Raw genomic sequence first — 25745 nt, 5'->3', positions numbered from 1 at the left:
GTATTATCTGCGCTTTTGGCTTAGCATCTGCCGCACCTCGCTCGCCGTATCGGCACTTAGAATTATGCGGTATTGCCTTCTCTTTTTTATCCCGCTAAAGGCATCATCCCTGGTTTTTGGCCAGCAGCGCTGCCCCAATCACCCCGGCGCGGTAGCCGAGGGTGCAGGTGGTAATGCAGGTGTGCTTTTGGGCGTACGCATTGCCAAAAACCATTGGTCCCACCGCGGCGCGCAGGGGAGCCAGCAGGTTCTCCCCCTGGTTGGCCACCCCGCCGGACAGACCGATCACTTCCGGGAAGAAGATGTTGATCATGTTGGCAACACCCACCGCAAGGTAATGAATGTACTGTTCCACCACGGCTTTGCCTGCGGCATCGCCCTGGGCGGCGGCATCAAAGGCGGTGCGACCATTTACCCCGCCGCTTTGGGCGGCTATGCCATGCAGGGCGCTTTCGGGGTGGGCTGCCATGGCTTCTTTGGTCATGCGGATCAGGGCGGTGGCACTGGCCAGGCTTTCCAGGCAGCCGGGACGGCCACAGGTGCAGCGCGGGGCATCCGGGGTGTCCAGAATGACCATGTGCCCCGGCTCCGCCGCCGCGCCGGTGTAACCGGTCAGCAGCCTGCCGCCCAGCACCACACCGCCGCCCACGCCGGTGCCCAGTGTGATGATCACTGCGCTTTCGGCTCCTTTGGCGCAGCCCGCCAGTGCTTCGCCCAAAGCGGCGGCGTTGGCATCGTTGGCAAGAGCAACCGGCAGGCCGGTTTTGGCGCGCAGATAATCCCCCATGGCAAAATCATGCCAGTCCAAATTGTTGGAGTAGCGCACGAGGCCGCCATCCACCGTGCCGGGGCAGCCAACGCCAATGCCCGCTACCTGCTGGCCCTGTGCCAGCTGATTGCAGAGGGCTGCAATATCATCGCACACGGCCTCGGCCGGGCGCGGCAGTTTGGTGGGGGTGCTCGCTTCCTTTATAATAGCACCGTCTGCATCCACGAGCGCAGCTTTGATATTGGTTCCCCCAAGGTCCACACCCAGATAATACATGATTGCAGCCTCCTGTACATAACATTTTTTTCAGTGTAGCAGATTGCCCGCCCCGGCGCAAGAACTTGTAGACAAAAAAGCATCCAAAAGTAAACCCGGCACTACCCACTGCTCTTTGTCGGGTCGTGCCGGTTGGATTTTATTTTTTAGGCAATACCGCATAATTCTAAGTGCCGATACGGCGAGCGAGGTGCGGCAGATGCCGTGCCGCAGCTGCCGGAGCGGTGCTTAAGCCGCAAGGCGGGAATTGTGCGGTGTTGCCTTTATTAGCGGCTGCTCATCCGTTCAGTTTGGCGTACTCTTCGTCGGTAACGGGCTCGCACCACTCGTTGCTGCAATCTTTGCCGGGAACTTCCACAGCAATGTGGCTGAACCAGCTGTCGGCCTTGGCACCGTGCCAGTGCTTGACGTTGGCCGGGATGGTGATCACGGTGCCGGGGGTCAGGCTGACAGCGGGTTTGCCTTCTTCCTGGTACCAGCCTTCGCCTGCGGTACAAACCAGCAGCTGGCCGCCGCCCTTGGCCGCGTGGTGGATATGCCAGTTGTTGCGACAGCCGGGCTCAAAGGTAACGTTGGCCAAAAACAGGCCGGTTTTAGGGTCGGTCAGCGGGTTCAGGAACGACTGGCCAATGAAAAACTTGGCATAAGCGGTGTTTGCGGCACCGGTGCCAAAAACATTCTGCTGCTCAAATTCATGTTTATCCATGCACTTCATACTTGTTGCCTCCTGTTTTTCTGTGTCCCTGCCCTGTTGTGCTTGACGCTGCGGCGCTGGGATACTATGTGGCCGCTATATTTTTTCAAAACCCCTTATCGAAAAAAACTGCCCGCACAACGGCTTATCATACCGTGTACGGGCAGTTGATTTATAATTTTCTACTTTTCTCTCAGGTCTGGGTCGATAAACGCAACCCCACCTGGTACCCCAGCAGGGTGCGGGTTTCCACCGGCTGATGGCGGATGAGGGAAAGCAGCTGCTGTGCGGTACGGCGGCCCAGCTGTTCTGCATCAAAAGAGACCGCCGTGATCTGTGGCGTACACCCCTGCAGCGCTTCGTCGTCATACAGGGAGGCAAGACGGATATCCTGCGGCACGCGCAGGTTCAGCTGTCTCAGGGTGTTCAAAGCCAGCTGGGCAACCTGGTCATCCATGCACAGGATGCAGTCCGCCCCACGCTGTACCGCGAGCTCCACAGCGCTGGTGCGTAGATCGTCACTTTCCAGCTCCAAAAACAGCAGGCTCTCATCAATCTTGCAGCAGGCGCGGTCATGCGCCTGCTTATAGCCTTCCAGGCGGGACTGGTTGACGGTGTACAGCATGGATCCGCCCAGCAAAGCAATGCGGTGCAGGCCCTTCATCAGCAGCAGGCTGACCAGCTCGCGGCAGCCGCCCACCTGATCATGGTCCACCGAGATGACATCCTGGTCAGCCGGGCGGCCAATGGCAACAAAGGGGATGCCGCTTTTTTGCAGCATGGGGATCAGCGGATCACGCTCCAGCGTGCGGGCCAGAATCACACCATCAATCTTGCGATTGACCAGTAGACGCTGCATCGGGCTTGTTTCCTGCTCGCCCACCATCGTCATCAGCACATCATAATCATTGCGGGTGGCAATATCGTACACGGCGCTGACGGTTTTGCGCAAAAATGGCGCGGCAAGGTTGCCGAACTGGCGCGAGAACACCAGTGAGATATTATAAGACTGCTGGGTTACCAACCCGCGTGCCAGCATATTGGGCACATAGTTTTTCTCTTTGGCGTACTGGACCACGCGGGCGCGGGTCGCTTCGCTGACACGGCCATTGCCCGAAAGGGCACGGGATACCGTGGTCTTGGACACGCCAAGGTCTTCAGCCATCTGGCTGATGTCAATTTTTTTTTCTCCTTCTGTCTGTTTACGGCGCGGCATGGGTTTACTCCTGTTAACGTTTGCTTCTATAAGATCTTCTTTCTGTCCTTGCCGGTTTTCCGCCCCACGGGCAGTTCCCAGGGTACTGTTCCAGAAACCAGTCCCCCACCCCGGCCATTCCCTACTTGGTTAATAGGCTTAACATATTATACCACATTTTCCTGGATCATGGTAGCCCCCTATGCAAAGAAAGCAAAGAACACGCTACCCCAGTATGGGGTCATTATATCATTCCTGGCTCTGTTTTTCAACCGATTTCTGGCTCTGTTTCCGTTTTCCAGTGTGTTTTATAATCTGGTAAAGTTTTCTCATTTTGTCCGTATCCTGCTCAGTCATCGTACCTGCGCCAAATTGGGCGGCTTGGGCCAATGCCAGCAGAGCTTCGGCATCCTGGGGTTCAAGGGCGGGGACACAACTTTGCAAAAATGCGGCAAACTCCGGCGCATCGGATGGTGTATCCGGCGGCAGGCCGCGACGCACCAAAAGGCGGTAGATGCTGCCAAACACGGCCAGCACCCGCGCGTTGCAGCTGCCCCGGCCATACCCCATGGCATGGCGGCGGGCCAGCACCAGCAGCACCGCAGCAGCCAACAGGCCCCCCCCCAGCAACGCCGCCAAAACCAGCCTGCTGCGGGGCACGATGGTGGCTGCGGGTTCGTTTGCGCTGCTCTCCCCTGCTGTGGGGGCGGTGTCTTGACCTTGAGTTTCGGGCAGCGGGTCGGTGCGCAGGTCGGCCTGTTGGGCACTGACCAGCACGCCGGGGGTCATCTCCATGGGGGTCCAGCCTTGGCCAGAAATGTACACCTCCGCCCAGGCGTGGGCGTTATCGTCCTGTAAAATGGCGTGCCAGTTGCCGTCCTCCTGTTGGGTAAACAGGCTTTGCGGCGCGGCATAGCCCACCACATAGCGCGCGGGCAGCCCGAACATGCGGAACATAACCACCGCCGCCGAAGCAAACTGCACACTGTACCCCTGTTTGGATTCCGTTAAAAAGTAACGGATGGGGTCGGCCCCCTCCGGCGGCTGGGGAGCGCTGGCGTTATACTGGTAGTTGGTGTTTAGATAGGCGCGGATGTAATCGCCAATGTCCGCAGCTTCGGTCAGCTTCTGGTCCTTTTTGGCTTCATCGCACAGGGTTTGCAGCTCGTCATAGCCGTCCGGCACGGCGGTGTAGCGGCTGGCGGCGTAAGCGGCATAGGATGCTTCCATCCGGTCCAGCACGCTGGGGTCGGCATCGGCGCGGGCTTCCAGCTGGGTTTGGGCGGTATCCCGCGGGTAATACAGGAACACATCGTCCTGCGCGGTCTGGCCCGCGGCGGCGCCATCGCCCTGGATGGTGTAATAATCACCCCAGTAGGCGTTGTACGGTGCATAGGTGTACTGGGTATCGGCGTGGATGCGCTCCACCGTCAGCGTCTGGGGCTGGGCGGTGCCGTCATAGGCGGTGCGCAAAAACGGCAGGCTGGCAATGGTCAGCCGGGCGTTATCCTCGGTTTTCCAGTTCATAGCGGCGCTGTCAAAGGCATCGGCATCAGGGACCTGCCAGGTGGTGCCGTCATAACTGCCACCGATAAATCCCCGCAGGTATACGGTTTCTTCGGGTTTGTCGCTGGCGGTCAGGGCCAGATCCGTCACTCCGCTGACCTGGATACCCCCGCCCTGGCTCAAGGCGCCATCCGCCACACCACCGGCAGCGGCTTCTACCTGAATGTTCAGCCTGCCGCCGCTGACCCGCGGCAGCCAGGTAATGGCGGTGCTCAGCGCGGCGGATTCCACCCGCTGGGCCGCGGGCTGCAGCCAGCCAAGGGGAACCCCCAGCGCCGGGCGCAGCAGCCACCAACAGGGCAGCGCCAGCGCAAGGCAAAGCCCGCCCGCCGCCAGCGCGGCAGACTTTTGGATGTTATAATGGCGGCAAAGGTTCTGGCGGTAGTTTTCGGTATCGCGCCTGCCCCACAAGGCCCGCCGCTGCACCGAGCAGGAAGCCGCCCACGCCCCCATCCAACCGGCCAACAGCAGCAGGCAGGCGGGCACAGCAGGCGCGGCCCCGGCCAGCGCCAGCAGCACAACAACGGGCAGCAGCATTAGATCCAGCAGCAGGGCATCCGCACGGCGCAGGGCCGCAGCGGCCAGCGCCCCGGTAACGGGCAGGGCGGCCAGCAGCAAAAACAGCCCCAGCTGCGCCGCACTGCCGCCCTGGGCCACCGGCAGCGCGCTGCCAAGGCGGGCGTTCAGGCTTTGGGCAATGTTCCCGGCGCACTGCTGCGCCCCGGCCAAAAAGTTCCGCTGGCAGATGAACAACACCACAAGATACACAATCACCCCCGCCAGCAGCCCCCAGCGGCGCAGAGCTTGCGGCGCACGCAGGAACAGCGCCCACCCGGCGCAGAAAGCGGCTGCCGTGGGCCACACCCACAACGGCACCGCAATGCCGAACCCGGTGGAAAGCACCAGCAGCAAACCAAAGGTGAGCGCCAGCAGCAGCGCGGCATCTGCCGCCAGCCACAACGCGGGGTGCGCTGCGGGGCGCTGGGTGCTCACCAGCACACGGTCCACAAACTTCAGCCCACTGCCGGGGTCGGCAGCGCCGCGCCGGCTCAGGGCAGTACGTTCTTTTTTGCGCTTGGGCGGGTTTTTGCGGTGCTTCGCCGCCTGTTGGGGAAAATCCCCCCATTCCTCCGCTCCGTCCAGATCCCCACCGGGGGTCAGGGCAGCGCGCAGGGCGGTCAGCGGTTCGCGCACCATCAGGCGGTCCAGCTTGGCGCTCAGCTTCCAGTGTACCTGCTTGATGGTATCCCCGTCCCGGTACTCCCGCAGCTCATAGCTGCCGCCCAGGGCGGCGCGGGTGTCGGCTTCGTCGCCGTCCTCATCGGGGGCGGTTTCCGCTTTGGCTTTGCCAGCCGCGGCAGCGGGCAGCACACAGATGCTCTGGCTTTGCACGGCAGCCGGGCACGCCGCGGTGAACACCCCCAGGTGATCCCGCAGGGTGATGCCCCGCACCGCAATGCTCCACACGCCGCTTTTGCCTGCGTTTAGGGTAATGCGCTGTTCGGCGCTCTCCTTGCCGCCCAGCATGGCGGCGCAGCGCAGGGTGATCTGCCCGCCGCCCCATTCATCGGCGGCGTTCAGCAGCACCACAAGCGCAGGGATAGGCAACCGGCTGCGGTTGCGCAGCCGAACCGTCAGGGTAAAATCTTCGCCCTGTATCACGGGTTTGTCCGGCACCAGCAGCTCTGCCGTTACCTGCCTGCGCAGATAGGCGGCGTCCAGCCGCAGCAGCACCAGAAGCACCAGCGCAAACGCTAACAGGAACACCGCCAGCGGTGCCTGGGTGATGAGCGCCGCGGCCAGCAGCACCAAAAGCACCAGCGCCCGGCCCAGCTTACCTGCCATGGCGGTCAGCCTTTTCGGGGCGGGGGCGCGGCACGGTGCGCAGCAGGTCCTGCATTACGCTGTCCACCGTTTCGCCGCCTGCGCGGGCCTGGTCGTTCAGCACCAGGCGGTGGCGGGCAACCGCATCAAACACAGCGGTCACATCCTGCGGGGCAACAAAATCCCGCCCCGCCAGATACGCCGCCGCGCGCGTCATGCTGGTCAGCGCCAGGGTTGCACGGGGGCTTAACCCCACGGCCAGGCGCGGGTCCTTGCGGCTGGCCTGGGCCAGCGCCACAATGTAGCGGTACATCAGCTCATGCACAAATACCGTGCTGACCTCCTGCTGCATGGCAAGCAGATCCGCCTGACCGGCAACAGGGTGCACACGGTCCAGCAGGCGGCCTTTGCTCTGCCCGGCCAAAATTGCCAGCTCCGCTTCCTCATCGGGGTAGCCCATTACGGCGCAGACCATGAAACGGTCCAGCTGAGACTGCGGCAGCATCTGCGTGCCGGCGGCGCCGATGGGGTTCTGGGTTGCAATTACGGTAAAGGGTGCGGGCACCGGGCGGGTAACGCCGTCCACCGTCACCGTGCCTTCTTCCATCACTTCCAACAAAGCCGACTGCGTGCGGGAGGAGGTACGGTTGATCTCATCGCCCAAAAACAGGTTGCACATCACCGCACCGGCGTGGTACACAAACTTGCCGGTCTCTTTCTGGTAGACCGAAAATCCCACCAAATCGGACGGCAGAACATCCGGCGTAAACTGCACGCGGCTTTCTTTCAGGTCCAGCGCGCGGGCAAAGGCCAGCGCCAGCGTGGTTTTGCCCACGCCGGGAATATCCTCAATCAGCACATGGCCGCCCGCCAGCATGGCCATCCAGATGGTGTTTACCGTTTGCTGTTTGCCCTGCACGGCCTTGTTTACTTCGGCCGTAACGGCGGCGGCCTGCTGTGTGTACTGCATGGTTAATCCTCCCGGTGTTTTTTCCATATCACCATAATGCCAACGGCGGCGGCAATAACCACCAGCCCGGCCCACAGTGCGTTATTTTCCAGCCAGATCATGGTATTGGAGATCGCGCTCCCCTCGGATTCCGCGCTGCCCTCCCCCGGCAATGGGGTCAGGGCCTGGGGGGCCACTTCGGCAATGGAGCTGCCGCCGGCATCCTCCACGGTCACCTGGCGCGGCGTTTCGTCCCAGGTAGCGGCGCTTTCCTGCAAATCCTCCTCTTTGGTGGTGTCCGCAGCGGCGGTGTCGTGCTCCGCAATTACCAGGTAGCGCTGGCTGTTGCGGGTGTAGGGGTGGCAGGTGGAAAGGGTCAGCAGGTCCCGCCCCGGCTGGATCAGCACGGCGTTGATATCGCTGGGGTCAATAATTTTCAGCTCGCTCACGCGGTAAATCAGCGTTTCCCACGGGGTGGTCAGCTGGATCTTGTCCCCCACCTGGATCTGCTGCACGTTGCGCAGCATTTCCGCGCCATAATAGCCGCGGTGGGCGGCAATCACGGTGTTGGTGTTTTCGCCGCCCAGCGGCATCGAGGTCTGGCCCAGCAGCGCCGCGCCTTTGGCCAGGTTTTCGCGGCTGGCGCCCAGGTAAACGGGCAGCTCCAGGTTCAGGCGCGGGATCCACAGCACAGCCAGCACATCATCGTCATAGCCATAGGCAGCAAGGTCCAGCGGGGCTTCCTCATAGGCGAACGGGTCGGTCAGGCCGCTTTGGCCCCCGGCGTAAATTTCCGCGTTATAGTCCTGCATCGCGGCGTACAGTTCAGGGTAGGCGCGTTCCGGCTCCGGGGGTTCGGCTGTGGTTTCCTCCGCCGCGGGGGCGGTGGGCTGGGCTTCGGCGCGGGCCGCAAACTGCGCAGCGGTTTTGGCGTTGCGGGTGCTGGTCCACCACTGGGCGGCGGTGGGCTGTATCAACAGCGCCAGCCCCAGCAAAATGGCCAGCCAGGCCAGAATTTTAGCAATCAGCCGTCCCATTTAGTCATCCTCCTCGCGCTTTTTGCAGCGGTGCAGCAGCAAAAGCAGCAGCAGCGCTTCGCCGCCGATCACAATGCTGCCCGTTACCGCGATCCACGGCCAGGCATCCACCACGCGCTTGACCACCGTTCCGGTGCGCAGCGCCTGATACTGCACGGCCTGCGGGGTGTTGGCTTCTTCCTCTCCATTATAAGGGATGCGGGTGCCGCGCACAAGCATGCGGTGGGTGTTGATGGCATACGGCGTGCAGGTAACAAGGGTGCAGTAATCCTGCCCCGCGGTGATTTCCAGATCCTCGGTGTGCTCCGGTTCCACCACTTTGATTTGATCCACCTGGTACGCCAGCGTTTCATCCAGAATATGCAGGTAGAAACAGTCGCCCTCTTCCAGCTTGTCCAGGTCGGTGAACAGCACGGCTTCGGGCAGGCCGCAGTGGCCGGTCAGCACGCTGTGGGTGCTTTCGCCGCCAAGGGGGTAGCTGGAGCCTTCCAGATGGCCAACGCCCCTTTGCAGCACATCATCGCTGGTGCCTTCGTAAATAGGCAGGTTGACGTCAATTTTCGGGATGGTGATATACCCCAGGCTTTCGCCCACATCCACAAGGTCCACATAGCTGGTGCCGGTATCCTCCGCTTCGCCTGCGGCATCGCGCTCCACGGCGTTGTCCAGCTGCTGGTTATAGCGGCGGGCGGCCTCCTTGGCGGCGTCCAGTTTTTCGGTATCCATGCTTTTTACGGTATCATCGTAATTTTGGATCGCTTCGCTGGCGTGGCGCTGCGCCACCGCGTTGCTGATAACCGGGTACGATGCCACCCCAATGCCGGACAGGATCATCAAGGCCGCAAAGCCGACTTTTAGTTTTGTTGTGGTATCCATAGCGTCACCGCGAACCTTTCCGTGAGAGGGTTGAAGTTGGGAGCTGATGCAATTAGAAATTAGAAATTAGGAATTGGAAGTAGGCAAAAGAATAAATAATAAAGAATAATGAATAATTGTGGTGGACCGCGCCGCATTGCGCCGCTCAGGAGATATTGGGTTGGGGGTGGTTTTTAGGGTAGTGAATAACAATAAAATAATCTGTAGGGCCTTACGGCGTTGCACACCACAAAATTGTAATAAACCTCGCCCTGCATGTAGGGGGCGGCGTCCCCGACGCCCCGTTTGACGGGCCTAATAATTGCCGCCCATCCACCCCGCGCCGCAAACATTGCAAATCATTTGTAGGGGCCGATGCTCGCCATCGGCCCGTTGACGGGCCTTGCCCTATTTATTTTTAGGTTCTGCACGGGGAACCACCCCTCAGGCCGCTCCGCGTCCAGCGCAAACAGCGCCCCGTCCCCTCTGTCGCTCCGCGACATCTCCCCGCCCCGCGGGGAGTCACCCCTCAAGGGGCGCCAATATCTAACCTTATGTTTGCGGTGGCTCCCCTAGAGGGGAGCTGTCACCGAAGGTGACTGAGGGGTGGTTCCTCGCCGCAAACCTGACGCCCATAGGGTGGTTCCCCACGCAGAACCTAAAAATCAACCGAACAACGGCCATGTACACCCCAAAAAATTTATTCCCCAATAACCCACCATAGGGGGAGGGCCAAATCCGGCCCTCCCCCTGTGTATGATGGATTATCCCTCTATACCCTATTGGTGAATTGTAACATTGTTTTGCCTTGCGGCAGGTGAATCAGGTGCGGTTCTTCTTTTTCAGGCTCAGCAGCACGCCAACACCGGCCACAACCAGCAGCACACCAATGCCGCTGAACAGCAGGGTGCCGAAACCACCGGTGGTGGGCAGGTTGAAGCCCTTGCGGTTGATGATGACGATCTCTGTATAGCTGTACGGAGTATCGCCATTCTTAACCACGGTGCTCTGGTATTCATGCTTCTTCAGTTCACCATTGCCATCAAAGGATGTATCCTTTTTCCATGTGATGGTGCAGTCCAGAGTCAGGTTTGCGTCCACCGGCTCAGTCAACAGGTTATAGCCTTCGTGAGTCTTGGTTTCAACCAGCTTATACTCGCCATTCGGCAAACCTTTTGCAACATCCCTACCGTCTTTCCCCGTCTTCAAAGTCATAACAGCAAACCACTTAGGTTCACCACTAACAGTAGCGTTCAGCTTTTTTGCTGCTGCTTCCTCAGGCGTTAAAATGGGCTTAGTAGCACCCATAAACGTAACGGCGGTGCCAGCTGCGTTAATCTTATCTTTTTCTGGATCAACCTTTTTATAAAGGGTAAATTCAACATCCTTCAGCGGTTCGCCATCCTCATTCTGTTTCAGGATGCCAGTCTTGAACGTATAAACAACAGCTTCGTCATGGATATCATACGGAGGATCCTCTTCGGTAGTGATATCTGTCTTCTTGGAGTATTTCAGGTCGGCACGGTTTACATTGCCCACTTCACCAACCGAAGCGCCGGGCTGGAGCTTTGCGGTATAGGTAATGGTAATGGTTCCACCTGCATATGCAGCAATCTTGTCAGTAGCAAATGCAATCGTAAAGCCAGACTTACCCTCAGCACTCGTTATCGTCAGGGTATACTCAGTACCCTCTTTAAATGTCGTTTCTTCAGTTTCGCCAACTTTTCCTGTAACAACAATATCACTATTAACAACCAGCTGGTTGCTATCCATTTCATCAGATACGGTGAAAGTCTTCAGTTTTGTAACGTTTTCAGGAACATTGACAGTCAGAGTATACGGAACATCATCACCAATGCCATAGTCTGCATACTTTTTATTTGCAATTTCCTTTTTGAAGTCCGGCTTGTAGTTCTTTACTTTAACCTCTGCTCCACTAAAAGCAGTAAAGTCAAAGCTCGTTGCATTTTCAGGGTATTGCACTCCAACATCAGCTTCGGTCGCTTTAGCCATCTCGCCATTGCCATCGATCTTAAAAACATAGGCAATGCCGGAATCCAAAATGTAACCATCGCTTGCATTAACTCCAGTTTCCACAAAGGCATATACACCTTTGGTCAAACCAGAAACGCTGATTTTGCCATCATCACCCGTGGTAAGGGCACCCGTTTCATCAGCTCCGTCAAGCAAATCGCCTGCATTATCTACGCCATTTGCAGGCTTCTTCACAATCTGAGTCCATATTCCGTCATCATTCTTCTTATAGAGCTTAAACTTGTAGCCCTGCATGGTTGTAACTTCTGGATTCGTACCGCTCTGCTTACCGACTTTCTGCAAAACAGCCTGACCATATGCAGTAGAGTTTTTCGGGAAGACATGAACATCGTACAGCCAATCAGTCAGAGCGCCATTCGTATCATCCGAGACTTTTGTCATAGGAACAGAGACAAAGAACGGCACACATGCAGTCTTGACAGAATCCGGTGTTTCGGTTTCAAGCACAAGGTAAAGACCCAAAGGCAATTTTTCAAACTTAACAACGCCACTGGTATTTGTCGTTTTCGAACCGACTTTAATTACAGACGAGTCACTAGACGCCTTACTATTCAGTTTATAACCGCCAGTAGTAGCATCTTTTTCTGCATAATCTTCCCAGCTTGTAGGCCAATCTACATCTTTACCATCATAATATTTTTTCAGGTCTTCTTCATTCTTAACCTGATAAACGGTAAAGGTTGCACCTGCCAACGGAGTAGGCGTTTCACCTTTGTCATTCGAAGGAAGACTGTCTCCTGCCTCGCCGGTTCCGGCCTCTCCATTTTTACCGTTCCACTCATACTTATGAATCGTAATGGAACCTTCCGTTTCCGTCCAAACCGGATTTGCAGGGGGTGGCGTTGTTGTTTCACCGTCACTCGCTGCCATTGCTGGCATGGCGCACAGGCTGAGGGCCAGGGCGGCGCTCAACAGGCCTGTGAGAAAACGTTTTGCTTTTTTCATTTCAGTACCTCTTCTCTTAAAAAAATCATCATCGGATGGGCGGCGGGGCCGCCCGGCTTAAGGGTTCTGCATCAGCACGGCGTGCAGTGCAGGGCGCTGCAGCGGGGAAACGCTGCCGCGCCGCCCGCACTGTGCCGTGAAGAAAAAAGGAGGAAAAACTGGGCCGCTTGCCCACTTAGCTTAAGGTGCATCTGAAACCAAAGGAAATAACGGATATTTCGCAGCCACAAGCAGGATGTAAGGCAAAGAGCCGCCGGAATCCTTTCCGGATCCCAAGGCTTTTTAAGGCAATGCCGCATAATTCTAAGTGCCGATACGGCGAGCGAGGTGCGGCAGCTGCCGGAGCGGTGCTTAAGCCGCAAGGCGGGAATTGTGCGGTGTTGCCTTGGCGCAAAATCCGGCTGCGCTTATAGAAACAGGCGATATTTTCCGCTTTTCAGTTACACACCCCGGCTTATGGCTGCGCCCTGCCGTAAACGGGCGCGCACTGGCGGGCAGGCCCTGTATCCTGGGGGGTGCTGGGTTTCCGGGGGATGGTTAATGTCGCCGGCCCCCTTTCCTGTTGTAGCGGAATGTGAATATCAACAGCCCTGCCACCGCCAGCGGCATGCCGATCAGCAGCCACAGGCTTGGCGCGTCTGCACCCGTGTGGGGCAGCTCAGGCGTTTTACGGTTCAGAACGGTAAGGTGCATGGTGTAGATGTTGCCAGACTGCGTAAACTTGTTTTTGTCATCAATTAGCTGCCCATCAATAGAACACTTGCCGCCTTGGGTAAATTCGATCACAATTGGCTGTGCCAACAGGTTGTACCCCGGATGTGCCTTGGTTTCCGTCAGGCGGTATGTACCGGGTTCCAGATTTGTGAACGGGTTCGGGGTTATCTTGCCGTCCGCTCCGGTTGTACCGGTAATGGAACCTTTGTTTGTGTTATCGAATGGGTAGTTTTTATCTACTACCGACTGCGTTTTTCCTTCGGTTGTTGTTTCGACCAGCTTTTCCAGCTTGAACTCAACACCTTTCAAGAATACTTCTTGGCCCTCATTATTGGGTTCCGCGTCCTTCTTGATGATATCCAGTGCAAACTTCGGGTTCTGCAGCGTGTTGGTCAGCACAATCTTTCCGCTGCCGCCGGTGATGGTTCCATCGGGGGTTACTGTGGCTGGCGTTGTAGTTGCGCCGGTTTCGCTGTCCTTTTCGCTGTTTGCTGTTGCTTCAGCCTTTACAACATACGTATTGCCCTTAATCGTAATGGTTCCGTCTGCCTGGGTAAATTTACCTTTATCGTCCACCTTACCTTCCACAATGCGGTATTGGTAGTTCGTGTTGGTATCGTCAACCGGGTACTGATCCAGGTTGCTAAAGGTAAACTGCCAGCCGTAATCATTGCGTTTAATGGTAACATAGTCTTGCGTGCTGTTAGCCGGGTACTTTACCAGTGTCCAGTCTTTATCGTTTGTGCTGGTTGCCAGGCGGCGCTGGAGCTGGATGTAAATCTCGTTCGGCTGGTTCGTTGTACCAAGGACCGTATCATTTGCATCTTTCCAGAGCTTATCGAACTCAATGTTGATCAGTTTGCGCTTGGTGTTGGTAAAGATTGCGGTAAGTTCCGGATTGTTCGGATCTTCGCTCTTCTCAATCACGCCTTCCACCATGGTGTTGTTGTTGATCTCATGGGCGGAATGGCAATCAGGCGGAACGGTTACGCTTTGCAGTCTGGAATCATCGGTTTTGACTTCCTCGATGGTATAGCGGGTGCCAACGGGGATGCCGGTGATGGTCACGGTGTGCTCTGGGTTGTTCCCATCGCTCATGTTGATCTCAACATACTTTATGATGTCCTTTTTTTCCAGACCCTCACCGCCAACATCATTAAAGGTAACTTTGAAGGTGTAGGTGCCATTAATGGTACCTTCCTCCCCCTCTGCGGCCTTCTTTTGGATTTTCAGCCCGCCGGTTTTGACGGTGTTGACGTATTTTACCTTTAGCTTTGTCAGCGTGGAGCTATTTTCGTCCGGATCCTTATAGGAGCGGAAGACGATGGTGTCGGCGGAGGGTTTGTTTCCGTCATACTTGTTCTGCTCTTCTGCTCCCGTTTTTTCCGTTCGGCCATCATTGGGGCTGCTTCCCTTCTGCTCGATTAACGAAGGTGTTGGACTAGGAAGACTTACGCTGTCACCTCCCATCATCGAAGTAACCTTCTGCCCGTTCTCGTACACCGTCCATGTGGTGTCGTACAGGCTTTGGTTCAGTTCCTCTTTGAGCGAAATGTAGCTGCCGCGGCGGAACTGGTCGCTGAAGGTAACGGTTTCTCCATCTTCCAGAACAAAGCGTCCGTCCTCGTCCACCAACTGGGTGTCTGTGTCCTCGGTGGAGGTGTACTGTGCGTTTTCGGCGTTTTCCAAATTACCGCTTTCGGCGGAGCCGTAATCCGGGATGTCCTTCTGATCGGTTGTAAAGCCGGTCATCTTACTTGGCACCGCTTTGGGAATGAAGGTAAAGTCCCTGAAATAGATGTTGCGGTTATAGTTATCGCCCACGCGGATGGTTTTGACGTTGTTGTTAAAACCGCCCTGCTCTTTCATCTTGTGCAGGTCCAGCTTTACGGTGACCCATGCGCCTGTCTTCACTTCGACCGAGCCATACGTTGCGCCGTTAATGCCTGTTGTGCCAAGGCTGCCTTTTTGGACGTTGTTTTCATCCAGCAGTTCCAGATACAGGTTGTTGAGGGAAAGGTCACCTCCATGATCCTTTGGATCAACGTAAACCTGGAACGTAAGGAAGCGCATGTCTTTGATATTGATGGGGTTTTCCAGCGTCAGGATGCCACGACGTTTCTCACGCGCTGCACTTTGCGTATCCGTAAAGCGTGCGTACCAGTGAAGGACCTGTTCGTTTTCATTCCCGGAATCTGGCCAGGGGTTTGTTTCCCGCCTGAAAATGTAGTCATATTCGTTTCCTGGGGTTGCGGCGGCAATGTTGCTCTCATTCAAATTCACCTTTTGGGACTGAGTTCCGCTTTCATTCGGGCCAACGGCATCTGTTTTTCCATAATGGGTTGCCTGGTTCTGGATGGTGAAGTTGAAGATTTTCTGGTCTTTAAAGCAATTTTTGAAGTCTGGATCAACCTTGCTCAGTTCGACCTCTTTTTGAACCTGCAGCTCGTTATTATCCGGGAAGTTGAACGCCACCGCCATGTTGGACTCCCACATACCGCGTTCCATGTAGTACATGGTAAGGGTGTGCTTTTGGCCTTTGTCGAGTGGAAGAGTAGTGCCTTGCGCGTAGAACTTGATGACCTCCTTATTATATGTTACGGTCTTGACAGGGGAATTGCCATTTTTATCATCTTTATCACTACCTGACGTTCCGCCTGTTTTGACCTTACTGACATAGGCTGTTACACTATTTTTCTTTCCATCTTCTGTATCTGTCTCGCCAAATTCCAGCAGGCCGGAAACCTCACCATGGGCGCCGCCAACGTCAAGCGCCAGCTGGCCATCAATGAATACCCAAACGTCATCGTCACCGGAGAAGAAGAACTTGATGCTGGTTTTTTCCGTTGTTCCATCTGCCTTTTCTGTTTCCACCATGCCGTCATCCGTCAGGGTAAAATCCATCTGCAGCTTGGTGCCAAAGCCGTAATTGTAGGTAGAAAACACACCAGGCTTTGCTGTTTCATTGAACGGGAAGTAGCCATAAGGGTCTTTCGGGGTCGATGACGCACTCACATTCTTTGAAGACTCTCTGTTATTGGCACTTTGGCTTTGGAGAAAATATTTTGAATCCGAATTTTGTTCCGAATTTTGTTTTAGATACAAGGTTGTATCCTTGCTGTCAAAGCACCAATAATCAACGCCCTGATCCTCACCAAAAATCTGTTTCTTGGTAAAGGGGAACGCAACGTTGTCGTACACTTCACCAAGCTTTGCATTTTTACTATTCTTTCCTAAGAGGAATTCTTTGTTAAAGTGCGGTTCTACTGCTCCTGTACCTTTCAGCAGCGGTTCACCTGTTGCTTTACCGGTGGATGTTGTATCCTTAACCAAGCCCTGATAGGCATAGTATGTATGATTATTGTCATTGTTTTGAGGATCTTCATTATACTGAGAGTTATTGATTGCCATGAAACGCTTAAATTTGTCGTACCCAAACAAATTTAATGTAGTAGCAATATCGCTAAAGTTAGTTCCTCCTCCAGGCTGAAAATGTCCGGTATAAATCGGGTATTCGGCCTTTGCATCCTTATAATAATCGCTCAGCGCCTGATCGAACTGGCGGAAGGGTACCCAGTTGCGGTGACTTACAGTAGGAGAACTTTGATCGTAACTGCCACGGTTATTGCCGTTCAGTTCGTAATCTGTATAATAGTCATACAGCGTACTGGTAACATATTTTGTGTTTGCTTCTTCCGTAAAAGGAGCGGATTTAATATCTACTACTTTAGTGCCAGTATCTTTCCCCTTTTCGGCATCACGCAGGGTACCTTTTGGAGCCCAGTAGCCGCCACGAGTGGTACCTTTATATACTGCATCGTCATTCGTATCCGCATAGAAGCAATTTTTGCCATCTGTGGGAATCTCCAGCCACTCTGTACTTACTCCATTTCCTTTTGTCGCATTGTCATCGTTAATTTCTTCACCGGAAAAGATGATTGAACTATTTGAACTATATTCTTGGGGAATGTCAACATAATAAAGGTTTTCGTTTGTATCATCTTTTACCAGCGTGCCTTTTTCGGAGTTTCCGTTGCCTCCTTTTATCCGATAATAAATGGTCTCTGAATTATTGGCTTTTGGGATTGAATAGTTGCCGCTAGTATCACCCGTTCCTGTTGTTGGCAGCTTTGAGAAAGTAGCATCGTAATAGATACGGAAAGAGTTTTCTCTACCCCATCTTACGTTGTCTGCGCCAGTATAGATAAAGCAGTTACTTGTTTCACTGTACATAAAGGATTCTTTATCATTACCACTAACAGATTCGTTATAGAAGTTATAGAATTTGCTGGATTTTTCTTCACCGTCCTCATCCCATGTAAACTGAACATAAGAGCATGCCTGTTCTGGGATGGTAAAACTAACGAATTCTCCCTCAGGAACATTTTGAGCCGCTGCGTCACCATTAACCAATGTTAAGTTTCCACTTTTTTCATCAGGGATATAGAAATTTGCCTTTACGTTCCTTAAATTAGCTGTACTGCGGTTTTCGAACTTGATGGGTTTGTTTGCATAGTATGTATGACTCGTCAGGATGGAATCGTCTGTCCATTCACCTTTAGTTGGATCGGCATTTTTAGTTGGATCATACATTTTGTTATTGTAGAAGTTTATAGGTTTCGGTTCCTGCTCCTTTAGCGTAATCTGTGCTGTCCAACCACCATCCCTGTATAACTGGAACTGTATTTCTAGAAAGTTATCTCCTAATATATCTTTACAATTCTTAACGGCATAAATCTTATGTCCATCTTCTGTTTTCCATCCGGTCGGCTCCATTGAAAGCTGAAGCCACCACTCATCATTCTTAGAATTGCCCGGTTTTCTATCAGTTCTTACATTAAATTTAATTTCATCGGAATCTAAAACGGTCACCGTCTCATTATTACCTGGCATCGTATCCGGAACGACAAAGTAAACCGTGAATCCTTCTGCCGCTTCCTGCTCACTAGCTGCCTGCACGTTATCCACGCTTTCTGCGGCGTACATCTTCTGCGGCTGTTCGGTCGGTTCCGGGGTGGCGGTGGGGGTCACGGTCGGCACAGGGGTGGCCGTTGCGGTGGCTGCCGGTTCCGGGGTCAGGGCGGGTTCTGCCGTGGGCTCCGGCGTTTCGGTCGGGGCGGGCTGCTCCGGCTCGGCACTTTGTTCCGGTTCCGGGGTGGCGGCGTTCTGCTCCGGCGGAGTGGTATCCTCCCCGGAGGCCGTTCCCTGCTCATCCTCCAGCAGCTCTACTTCGTCAGGTGCGTCGGGCAGAAGATCCACCTCGGCGTATACAGGCAGGGCCATTGCCATAACCAGGCAAGCGGTGACAAGCAGCGCTGTCAGCCGGCGCGCCCAACCTGTTGTGTTTTTCCCTGTTCTATTCAATCTGCTCACTCGCCTTTCGCGCTGGTTTAATGAAAGCACATTGTTCCACAGGGGATTCCTGTGGAACAATAAAAGAAGCCAGCTTCTTTCGCTTGCGCAACCGTTGCCATGTTGTTTTCAAAAAAAACCGCATCGAATCTTCTCATTGCGCATTTACTTTTCAGTGTTAAAGTATAGCACCTTTATACCAGAAAGGCAATACAATCCACGTAAATTCCTGTTTTTCAGCACTTTTACTGATTGCGTTTTCCTCCAATTATACAATGTATTCAAAGCCTTTGTATAAATTATTCCTGATTTTCTTTTTGGCAGCGGTCATTTTTATATACTTTGACCGCGCGTTTATGATCCTCTGCGCACACAGAGCGCAACTTTGCAGCAAAATTCACCTTTTTTGCTACATTTCCCTGTTTTTGCGCAATTATTTGTTTCGCATGCGCCTGTTTGTGGCGGGGCCTGGCGGCTGGGTGGACGCCTTGTGGAAGGGATGGCAGGTTTGCGGCGCACGGTTCCCGTTTTTTTGCGGCGCGATGGGTACACCGCGCCCCTGCAAACGGTTTGCGGTGTTTGCGGCGGCGGGTGTGTGTTTGCTGGATTGCACGCCCGCCAACGGGACGCCGTTCTCCCTTTACAACGGGGTGCGGGTTTGCTGCAGATATGCCATTCGCTTTTTTGTCCCCCCTGCCCTGCCCCTGATTCCCGGTTTCCCATTGCCGATTTCTATTTGCGCCAGCTCCTGAGGTGCATCTGAGAGCAACGAAAATAGCGGATCTTTCGCAAGCACAAAATCCGGCTGCGTTTACTGAAACAGACGAGCTTTTTGACGTTTCAGATAGGACTAAGGTGTATCTGAAAAGTCGAAAATTTAGTCTATTTCTACAAACACAGCGGGATTTTGCGTTAAAGCGCCTTGGAATCCACAAAGGATTCCTGCGGCTCTCTGCCTTAAATCCTGCTTGTGTTTGCGAAATATCCGTCATTTTCTTTGTTTTCAGATACACCTCCAGCTTTCAATCTATCCTGTGTAAACTGCAACCCCTCATGCGCCATTCTGTGCGGCACTTACCTTATAATATAAGGGGTGCTACCCTGTGTAAATTTGCAACTGATCTATTTGAAGCAGCTGTGAGCTGTTGCAATTTTGCACAGGGTATTGCCCGCATTCTGTGCCGAACATTCCCGAAACGTGTTGGAAAAACGCACAGGATTGCCTTGTTTCCCTATGCCGCTTACCGTTGGAAAAACGCACAGGTTACCCCCGGAATAGTTGCAATTTACACAGGGTATTCCCGCTCCCCTGCCCCGCCGTGACCCGCGTACCTGTTGGAAAACCACACAGGATAGGCCCGTTCCCCGTGTTGCAATTTACACAGGTTTGGCTGTTTTTGGCTTATTTGCAACTTTACGCAGGTTGCTTTCCGCACAGGAAAATGGTGGTGGAATGCACAGGCTGCAGTTGGTTGAACACACAGGTTTGCGTTGTTAAATTACACAGGCTCTACCTATTACTAATATAGAACTAAACATCTAAGCCATAATAACAACCAGAGGTAAGCCGGGAGATGGGGGAGAACGGGAAAAAATTGGTGTTGCCATTCCATCAGGTTACAGAACCCTGAAACAGCAGGACAGAAAAGCACAATAAAACCCTGTGTAACCTGCACCCGGGCTGCAACCCCCACAGGATATATGGCAAACCACAACGCGGGTGTTGCATTTTGCACAGGGTAATGACGGTGAACCCTGTGTAAATTTGCAATTCTTGCGCTGGACAACAGGATGTGCTATAATGTTTAGCATGATGTGCGTGACCACCCGGGATACAGCAACCGATATAGGAGGCCCCTGCTTATGGCGGCAAGTAAACAGAAAAAAGATGATCCGTTTGTCGTTACGTTTGAAGAACGCGGGGACCAGACCATCGTTCGCAAATCCAATGACCTTGTACAGATGACGCGCAACAACCTGACGCTGAGCCAGCAGCGCCTGATGCTGCATATTTTTTCGATGATTAAGCCGGAGGATACGGACCTGCCCTCTTATGAGCTGAGCATTTATGATTTTATCAAGATGACCGGCATGGACCCGCACAGCGGGGCGCTGTACAAGCAGGTGCGCAAAAATATTGAGGAGCTGGCCAACGCGCCCATCCAGTGGATCAAGAATAACGGAACTTCCACGGTGGAAACATTCCGCTGGATCGATAAAGTGCGCATTGATGAGGGCCGCGCGCGCATGACCATCACGCTGGATCCGGTGCTGAAACCGCACCTGGTGCAGCTGAAAACCCTGTATACCACCATGGATGTGACCTACACCATGCTGATGCGGTCCACCTATTCCATCCGCATTTACGAGCTGTGCAAGAGCTACCAGAGCCTGTACCTGAAAAAGAAAGCGGCCGGGGAACCGCTGGTATGGAACCTGAGCATGCTGTATGAACAGCTTTCGTATACGGCCAACCGATGGTCGGATTTCCGCCGCCTGGCACTGGAAAAGGCAAAGGCGGAAATTAACGAAAAGACGGATGTTATTTTTAATTACGATGTGTACGAAAAAAAAGGGCAGAAGGTTCTTTCGCTGGTGGTAACGATTGACCCGGTGGATGATGCCGCCGCACAGGCCAACCTAGACAGCATCAACAGCACAGTGCGCAAAAAGAGCAAAAAGAAGGGCCGCCCCACCGTGGCGATTGAAGATTCGCTGCTGGATGACCCCAGCGTGATCACCTTTGATTATGTTTCGGCACCGGAAACAACGATCCCCTATTCCTTTGGACGCCACCGCACCGAGCTGCGGGAGGAAATTGTTGTGAAAGCGCGCATGGATCAGCTGCGCGCGGAGATTACGCCCGAAGAGCTGCACGCGGTGGAAGTGATCATTGATGTGTTGGCAGATGCCTGCTGCACCATCCAGGCAGGCGATGGCGAGCAGGACGGCGGCAACAAAACGGTGTTTGGAAAGATGAATGCCATCATCCTGGATTGCGGCGGGCTGACCAGTTGGCTGGCCGGTGTGGCACCCCGTTATGCACAGGAGATCATTCCCCGGTCGCAGACGATGCGCAGCCCGGCGCGGTACCTGAACAAGGTGCTGCGCGAGGATATGGATAACTATCGCATTTATATTTTCCGCAAGGCAAAGCCGGCAGCAGAACCCAAAGAGGAGCTGTTGGAAGCGGAGTACCATGTGATGGACGAGCCGGTGCAGCAAACGATGCCGGAGCCTGAGCCGCCCAAGGTAGAACTGATTCCCGAAACGATTGTAAAACGGCAGGATATGCGAAAAGAGTTTGCAAAGTTTGTAGATGATGGATACCTGGAAAAGACGTTGACGAGCGGCCAGCGCGGCGCTTACCACGAAATTTACCGCCACCTGGCAGCGCGGTGCGTGCCATCGCCTTCCAGCCTGCGCAATGGGCTGAAAGACGAAATGCGGCTGCATTACCTGGCCTGCATGAATGAAGTGATTGAAAAGTATGGCAGCCTGACCCCATTGATGGAAGCTATGGCGCATGAACTGGACTTTGATGTGTTCTGGGCAAAGGCCGCCAAGGACCCCAACGTGAATAACCCGATGGGGCTGTTCTACCACATTATTGAAGAACGCGCGCTGAACCCGATCGGCACCATAATGAACGACCAGGCACAACGGCAGAAGGTTGCCGCCAAGGAAAAAGGTGAAAAAGATAAGTGGCACAACGAAAGCTGGATGGATGCTTTTGAGGAAGATATCCCGGATGACAGCGAAGAGTAATTGAGATGAAGCGGAGCGGAACATCCGGGAGCGCTATTATAATAAGGTAAGCAGCGGCTGGCAGATTGCTGGCCGCTGCTTTTTTGTTGGGGTGCAGCAGAGAAATGGAAATATCCGGCGTTTTTTGATTTCAGATAGACCTTGGGATAATAGGTGAGAATGAAGGTAGGTGAGCGGGAATGCCTGGATGAAGTGAAGAAGGATGGGAAGGAAAAGCGGCAGAGAAAAGGTGTGAACAGCAACGAAGAGATGCCTGCATAATATTCGTCAAAATATCCGTTGACACACGCGAAGCATATGATATAATAGAAGCTATAACAGCAACGAAGAGATGCCGCACGGCATGGGGTGCCCGTTTTTGCAACCCGCGGTATTGCCTTAGATTAAGATACCGGCGTGCGGTACTACAAAAAGAACCGAACAAAAGGCAAAGATTAAGCGACAGCAACGAAGAGATGCCTGCACAAGGGCGCTCGCAAGGAGGAAAACAATGGGATATTGTATCTCAGTCTGCATTGAAAAAGGCGGCGTGGGAAAAACCGTTACCGTCTGCAACCTGGCGGCGCTGATGGCGCAGGACGGCAAGCGGGTGCTTGTTGTGGATATGGATGCCCAGGGCAACTGTACCTATACCCTGACGGGCGCCCGTGTAACCGATAATACTTTTGATCGCGCTGGCGTGTATGATATGTTCCGTGCCTATGGCATCAGCGGCACGCAGAACTATATTTCCCGCACGCAGTTTGATAATATTGATATAATTCCGGCAAATGGCAACACCCCAATGGCGGCCAAGCAGCTGCAAATCCTGGAACAGTCCGAAAGCACCAGTATCAATATGTTTTTGGCCATGTGCCTGGCACAGGTTGCCGGCGAATACGACTATATTTTGATCGATACCCCGCCGTCCCGCGATGTAATGGTGACCAACGCCCTGATGGCCAGTGACTTTGTGCTGATCCCCTGCGTGTGCGATGACTACAGCCGTGACAGTGTGTACCGCACTGTGGCCATGTGTCAGCAGTTGGAGCACGATGAGGGCGAAAAAATTGATGTTTTGGGCATTATCCTGACTATGGTGGAAAAAACTGCCCTGACCGAAGTGATCCGCAATGAACTGCGGGAAAGCCAGCTGGGCAGCAAGCTGTTTGCTGCCGAAATCCGTAAGGGACAGGCTGTAAAGGATAGCACCCGCCTTGGTGCGCCGGTTGTGCTATGTGCACGCAGCAGCAACCCGGCAAAGGATTATGCAAAGGTGTATGCCGAGCTGAAAACGCGCATTGAACAGGAGGCAGAGTGATGGCAAGCAAACTGGACCGACTGCAGAAGAAAGGCTTTAAAGTAAACGAAGCAGCGTTAAGTAAGATCGCGCGCGGCGACCAGGAGCCGGGCGGTGAATACAGCGAGATCAATATCAATGATATTGAAGAAAACCCGGATAATGCCCTTTACCGTGAGCTGGATACCGAGGAAGATATTGCGCTGCTGGCCGATGATATCCGCCGCGCGGGGCTGCTGCACAACCTGGTTGTGTTCCCTAAGACCGGTTTTGGCGGAAAATATGTGCTGCTTTCCGGCGAGCGCCGCCTGCGTGCGCTGCGCCTGTTGGTGGAGCAGGATAAACGCGAGCAGGAAGAAAAACAGCTGCCCAACCGCATGAGTGAATGGCAGAAAGTGCAGTGCAAAGTGGTGCGCAACTTGACGGAAAACGAAAAAGTTGTGTATATTGACAGCGCAAACCTGCAAGTGCGCGGCGGCATCAGCAATGAACGTGTGATGCGCCAGGCGGCGGCGCGTTTTGTGGAAAACCTGCAAAAAGCACCGTATAACCTGAGCGCAGCGGAAGCGAAAAAAGCGCTGAAAGAGGTCAGCCCGCTGAATTCCCGCACGATTGATAAGGCGCTTTCGATTCAGAATGATCTCAACCCTGACCTGCGCCGCTTGCTGGATGAGGAATTCCTGAACCGAGCCGAGTGCGAAACCTATCTCCGCCTGACCCTGGAAGAACAGGCCCGTGCAGCCGCAGTGTTTTTGAAAATTGCAGCCCTTGACCCACGCAGCCATGAGCGCCGCGCCATTAAGGACGCATTGACCACCGCCATGTTGGATGTAGCAGTGGAACGCCGCAGCATGCAGGAGCGCGAGAGCGTATTTGCAGCAGCGTTGCAAAATGCACAGGATGCAATCGGCCAGGCCAAGACGCAGGAAAACAAGGCGGCGGCAGTAGATAAGGACCACAACTTTATTTCGGCCAAGCTGCCCACCACGGCCCGCAAACTGCGTAAAATTGCAGCGGCAAAAAATATTGAAGCTAAGATCCGCAGTTATACGGCAGAAGACCGCAAAGCAATGTCGGACCAGATGCAGGAGCTGATTGCGGCAGCGCAGGAGCTGAAAGCACTGATTGATGCTGTGGAATAATCCAGATCCACGAAAGCAGCAAACAACAAAAATCCATGCAAATAGGAATACAGGAATCCACGATATGAAACAGCGAATTGTCATCCGGCTGCACCTGGCTGTGCGGGCAGTGCTGCAAAGCGAAGCGGACTGGCGCGGCACGCGGCTGGGCACCCTGACATCGGAGCTGATCCATGAACAGGCTGCGAAAGCGCGCCTGTGCGGGGTGCAGAATTACGAGTTGAACCCCGTCAGCAGCCGCTATGTTCCCGTTACAAACGGGACAAAATATAAGCAGACATCTGGCCTGGAGCAGATCTCCATCTATCTGAACGATGAGGATATGCAAACCCTGAAAGAGCTGGCACTGGCCAATGATAGTGTGCGTGTGATCAACGGCAGGCAGGCAATCACCTACCGATATGTTGTTCCCGGAATGCTGCTGAACGACCCGGTGTTTACGGGGCTGACAGAGCAGAACAGCACGGCAGGGTAAGCACTTCAAAATCTTGAGGCAATACCGCATAATTCTAAGTGCCGATACGGCGAGCGAGGTGCGGCAGATGCCAAGCCAAAAGCGCAGATAATACTTTGTGTATTATCGAGCATTTTGGCAACGCAGATGCCGTGCCGCAGCTGCCGGAGCGGTGCTTAAGCCGCAAGGCGGGAATTGTGCGGTGTTGCCTTGAATAAATCAAAGGCGGCACCGCGTTTTTTGAAAGACGCGGTGCCGTTTTGTATGCAAAGCAGCCTGAAAATACTACAAAACATAAACCTGTGCGAAATTACAACAAAACGGATAGAAGGTGAGAATAGGAAAAAAGGAGAAATATGTTGGAATTTTACACAGGTTTACAGAGCAAAACATGAGGAAAAGCGCGATGCAGCGTTTGCGAAATAAAGCGGATTTTGGGTGAATCAGGTGCGGGGAACCAAAAAAGAGGGGAAACCTGTGTAAATGGCAACAATCTGCAGGGTGAATTACCTTTTTATAATACGACAGGGATAGTAATACCCTGTGTAAAGATGCAACACTGTACGCTGCGAAAGGGAAGGGTTGCAATTTTACACAGGGTATTGGTTATTCTGTCAGGCGGAGTAGAAGGAAAACACTAAAGGCAATACCGCACAATTCCCGCCTTACGGCTTAAGCACCGCTCCGGCGGCTGCGGCACGGCATCTGCGTTGCCAAAATACTCGATAATGTCGGGTTGCGGTACCCGCATCGTGCTTCGGGGGCAAAAGCCCCTCGCACTCTGCGACCGCTGCCCCTGCTTCGGTTCGCTGTTTCCGCCACTGGCGGCGCTCACCTTTGCAGCATCCAGTATTATCTGCGCTTTTGGCTT

At 54.1% G+C, this 25745-nt stretch carries 13 protein-coding genes; 4 read left to right on the top strand and 9 right to left on the bottom strand.

All coding sequences use genetic code 11. The features are described from left to right. Nucleotides 1–103: 103 nt before the first annotated feature. The 9 genes from C4885_RS10265 to C4885_RS17250 all read right to left on the bottom strand — a co-directional run bounded on the left by C4885_RS10265 (nt 104) and on the right by C4885_RS17250 (nt 18243). Entirely contained in the window at nt 104–1045 is a 942-nt protein-coding gene (locus C4885_RS10265; protein WP_114000253.1) for an ROK family protein, read from the bottom strand. A gap of 277 nt (nt 1046–1322) precedes the next feature. Beyond that, the gene (locus C4885_RS10260; RefSeq protein WP_114000252.1) at nt 1323–1760 is read right to left on the bottom strand and encodes a cupin domain-containing protein; all 438 of its coding nucleotides are present in this window, start codon (nt 1758–1760) and stop codon (nt 1323–1325) included. Between the two features lie 172 nt (nt 1761–1932). Beyond that, entirely contained in the window at nt 1933–2955 is a 1023-nt protein-coding gene (locus tag C4885_RS10255; protein WP_114000251.1) for a LacI family DNA-binding transcriptional regulator, read from the bottom strand. A 228-nt stretch (nt 2956–3183) separates the two neighbouring features. Next, on the bottom strand, nt 3184–6345 hold the full coding sequence (locus C4885_RS10250; protein ID WP_114000250.1) for a transglutaminase domain-containing protein: 3162 nt from the start codon (nt 6343–6345) through the stop codon (nt 3184–3186). Further along, nucleotides 6335–7294, bottom strand: coding sequence for a MoxR family ATPase (locus tag C4885_RS10245; RefSeq protein WP_114000249.1), 960 nt, complete (start codon nt 7292–7294; stop codon nt 6335–6337). Before C4885_RS10245 ends, C4885_RS10250 begins: the two co-directional genes overlap by 11 nt. A gap of 2 nt (nt 7295–7296) precedes the next feature. Further along, the gene (locus C4885_RS10240) at nt 7297–8310 is read right to left on the bottom strand and encodes a class C sortase (RefSeq protein WP_114000248.1); all 1014 of its coding nucleotides are present in this window, start codon (nt 8308–8310) and stop codon (nt 7297–7299) included. Beyond that, on the bottom strand, nt 8311–9186 hold the full coding sequence (locus C4885_RS10235; RefSeq protein ID WP_199488101.1) for a class C sortase: 876 nt from the start codon (nt 9184–9186) through the stop codon (nt 8311–8313). Between the two features lie 801 nt (nt 9187–9987). After that, nucleotides 9988–12165 (bottom strand): SpaH/EbpB family LPXTG-anchored major pilin, encoded by a 2178-nt coding sequence (locus C4885_RS10230; protein WP_114000247.1) that lies wholly within the window; start codon nt 12163–12165, stop codon nt 9988–9990. Between the two features lie 537 nt (nt 12166–12702). Further along, nucleotides 12703–18243 carry a SpaA isopeptide-forming pilin-related protein gene (locus tag C4885_RS17250; protein ID WP_114000246.1) on the bottom strand — a complete coding sequence of 1847 codons (5541 nt, stop codon included), beginning with the start codon at nt 18241–18243 and terminating at the stop codon, nt 12703–12705. 1851 nt (nt 18244–20094) lie between these two features. Between C4885_RS17250 and C4885_RS10215 the strand changes: the two genes are divergently transcribed. The 4 genes from C4885_RS10215 (at nt 20095) to C4885_RS10200 (ending at nt 24895) form a co-directional block, all read left to right on the top strand. Further along, the gene (locus C4885_RS10215; protein ID WP_114000244.1) at nt 20095–21999 is read left to right on the top strand and encodes a replication initiation protein; all 1905 of its coding nucleotides are present in this window, start codon (nt 20095–20097) and stop codon (nt 21997–21999) included. Between the two features lie 490 nt (nt 22000–22489). Then, complete coding sequence (locus tag C4885_RS10210; protein WP_114000243.1) at nt 22490–23299, top strand: ParA family protein; 810 nt, start codon at nt 22490–22492, stop codon at nt 23297–23299. Then, nucleotides 23299–24420, top strand: coding sequence for a ParB N-terminal domain-containing protein (locus C4885_RS10205; RefSeq protein WP_114000242.1), 1122 nt, complete (start codon nt 23299–23301; stop codon nt 24418–24420). Before C4885_RS10210 ends, C4885_RS10205 begins: the two co-directional genes overlap by 1 nt. Before the next feature lie 64 nt (nt 24421–24484). Beyond that, on the top strand, nt 24485–24895 hold the full coding sequence (locus C4885_RS10200) for a hypothetical protein (protein WP_114000241.1): 411 nt from the start codon (nt 24485–24487) through the stop codon (nt 24893–24895). Nucleotides 24896–25745 lie beyond the last annotated feature (850 nt).

It is taken from the genome of Subdoligranulum sp. APC924/74 (genome assembly GCF_003324125.1).
Classification (GTDB): Bacteria; Bacillota; Clostridia; order Oscillospirales; family Ruminococcaceae; genus Gemmiger; species Gemmiger qucibialis.
This window is presented reverse-complemented; position numbering and strand designations above follow the sequence as displayed.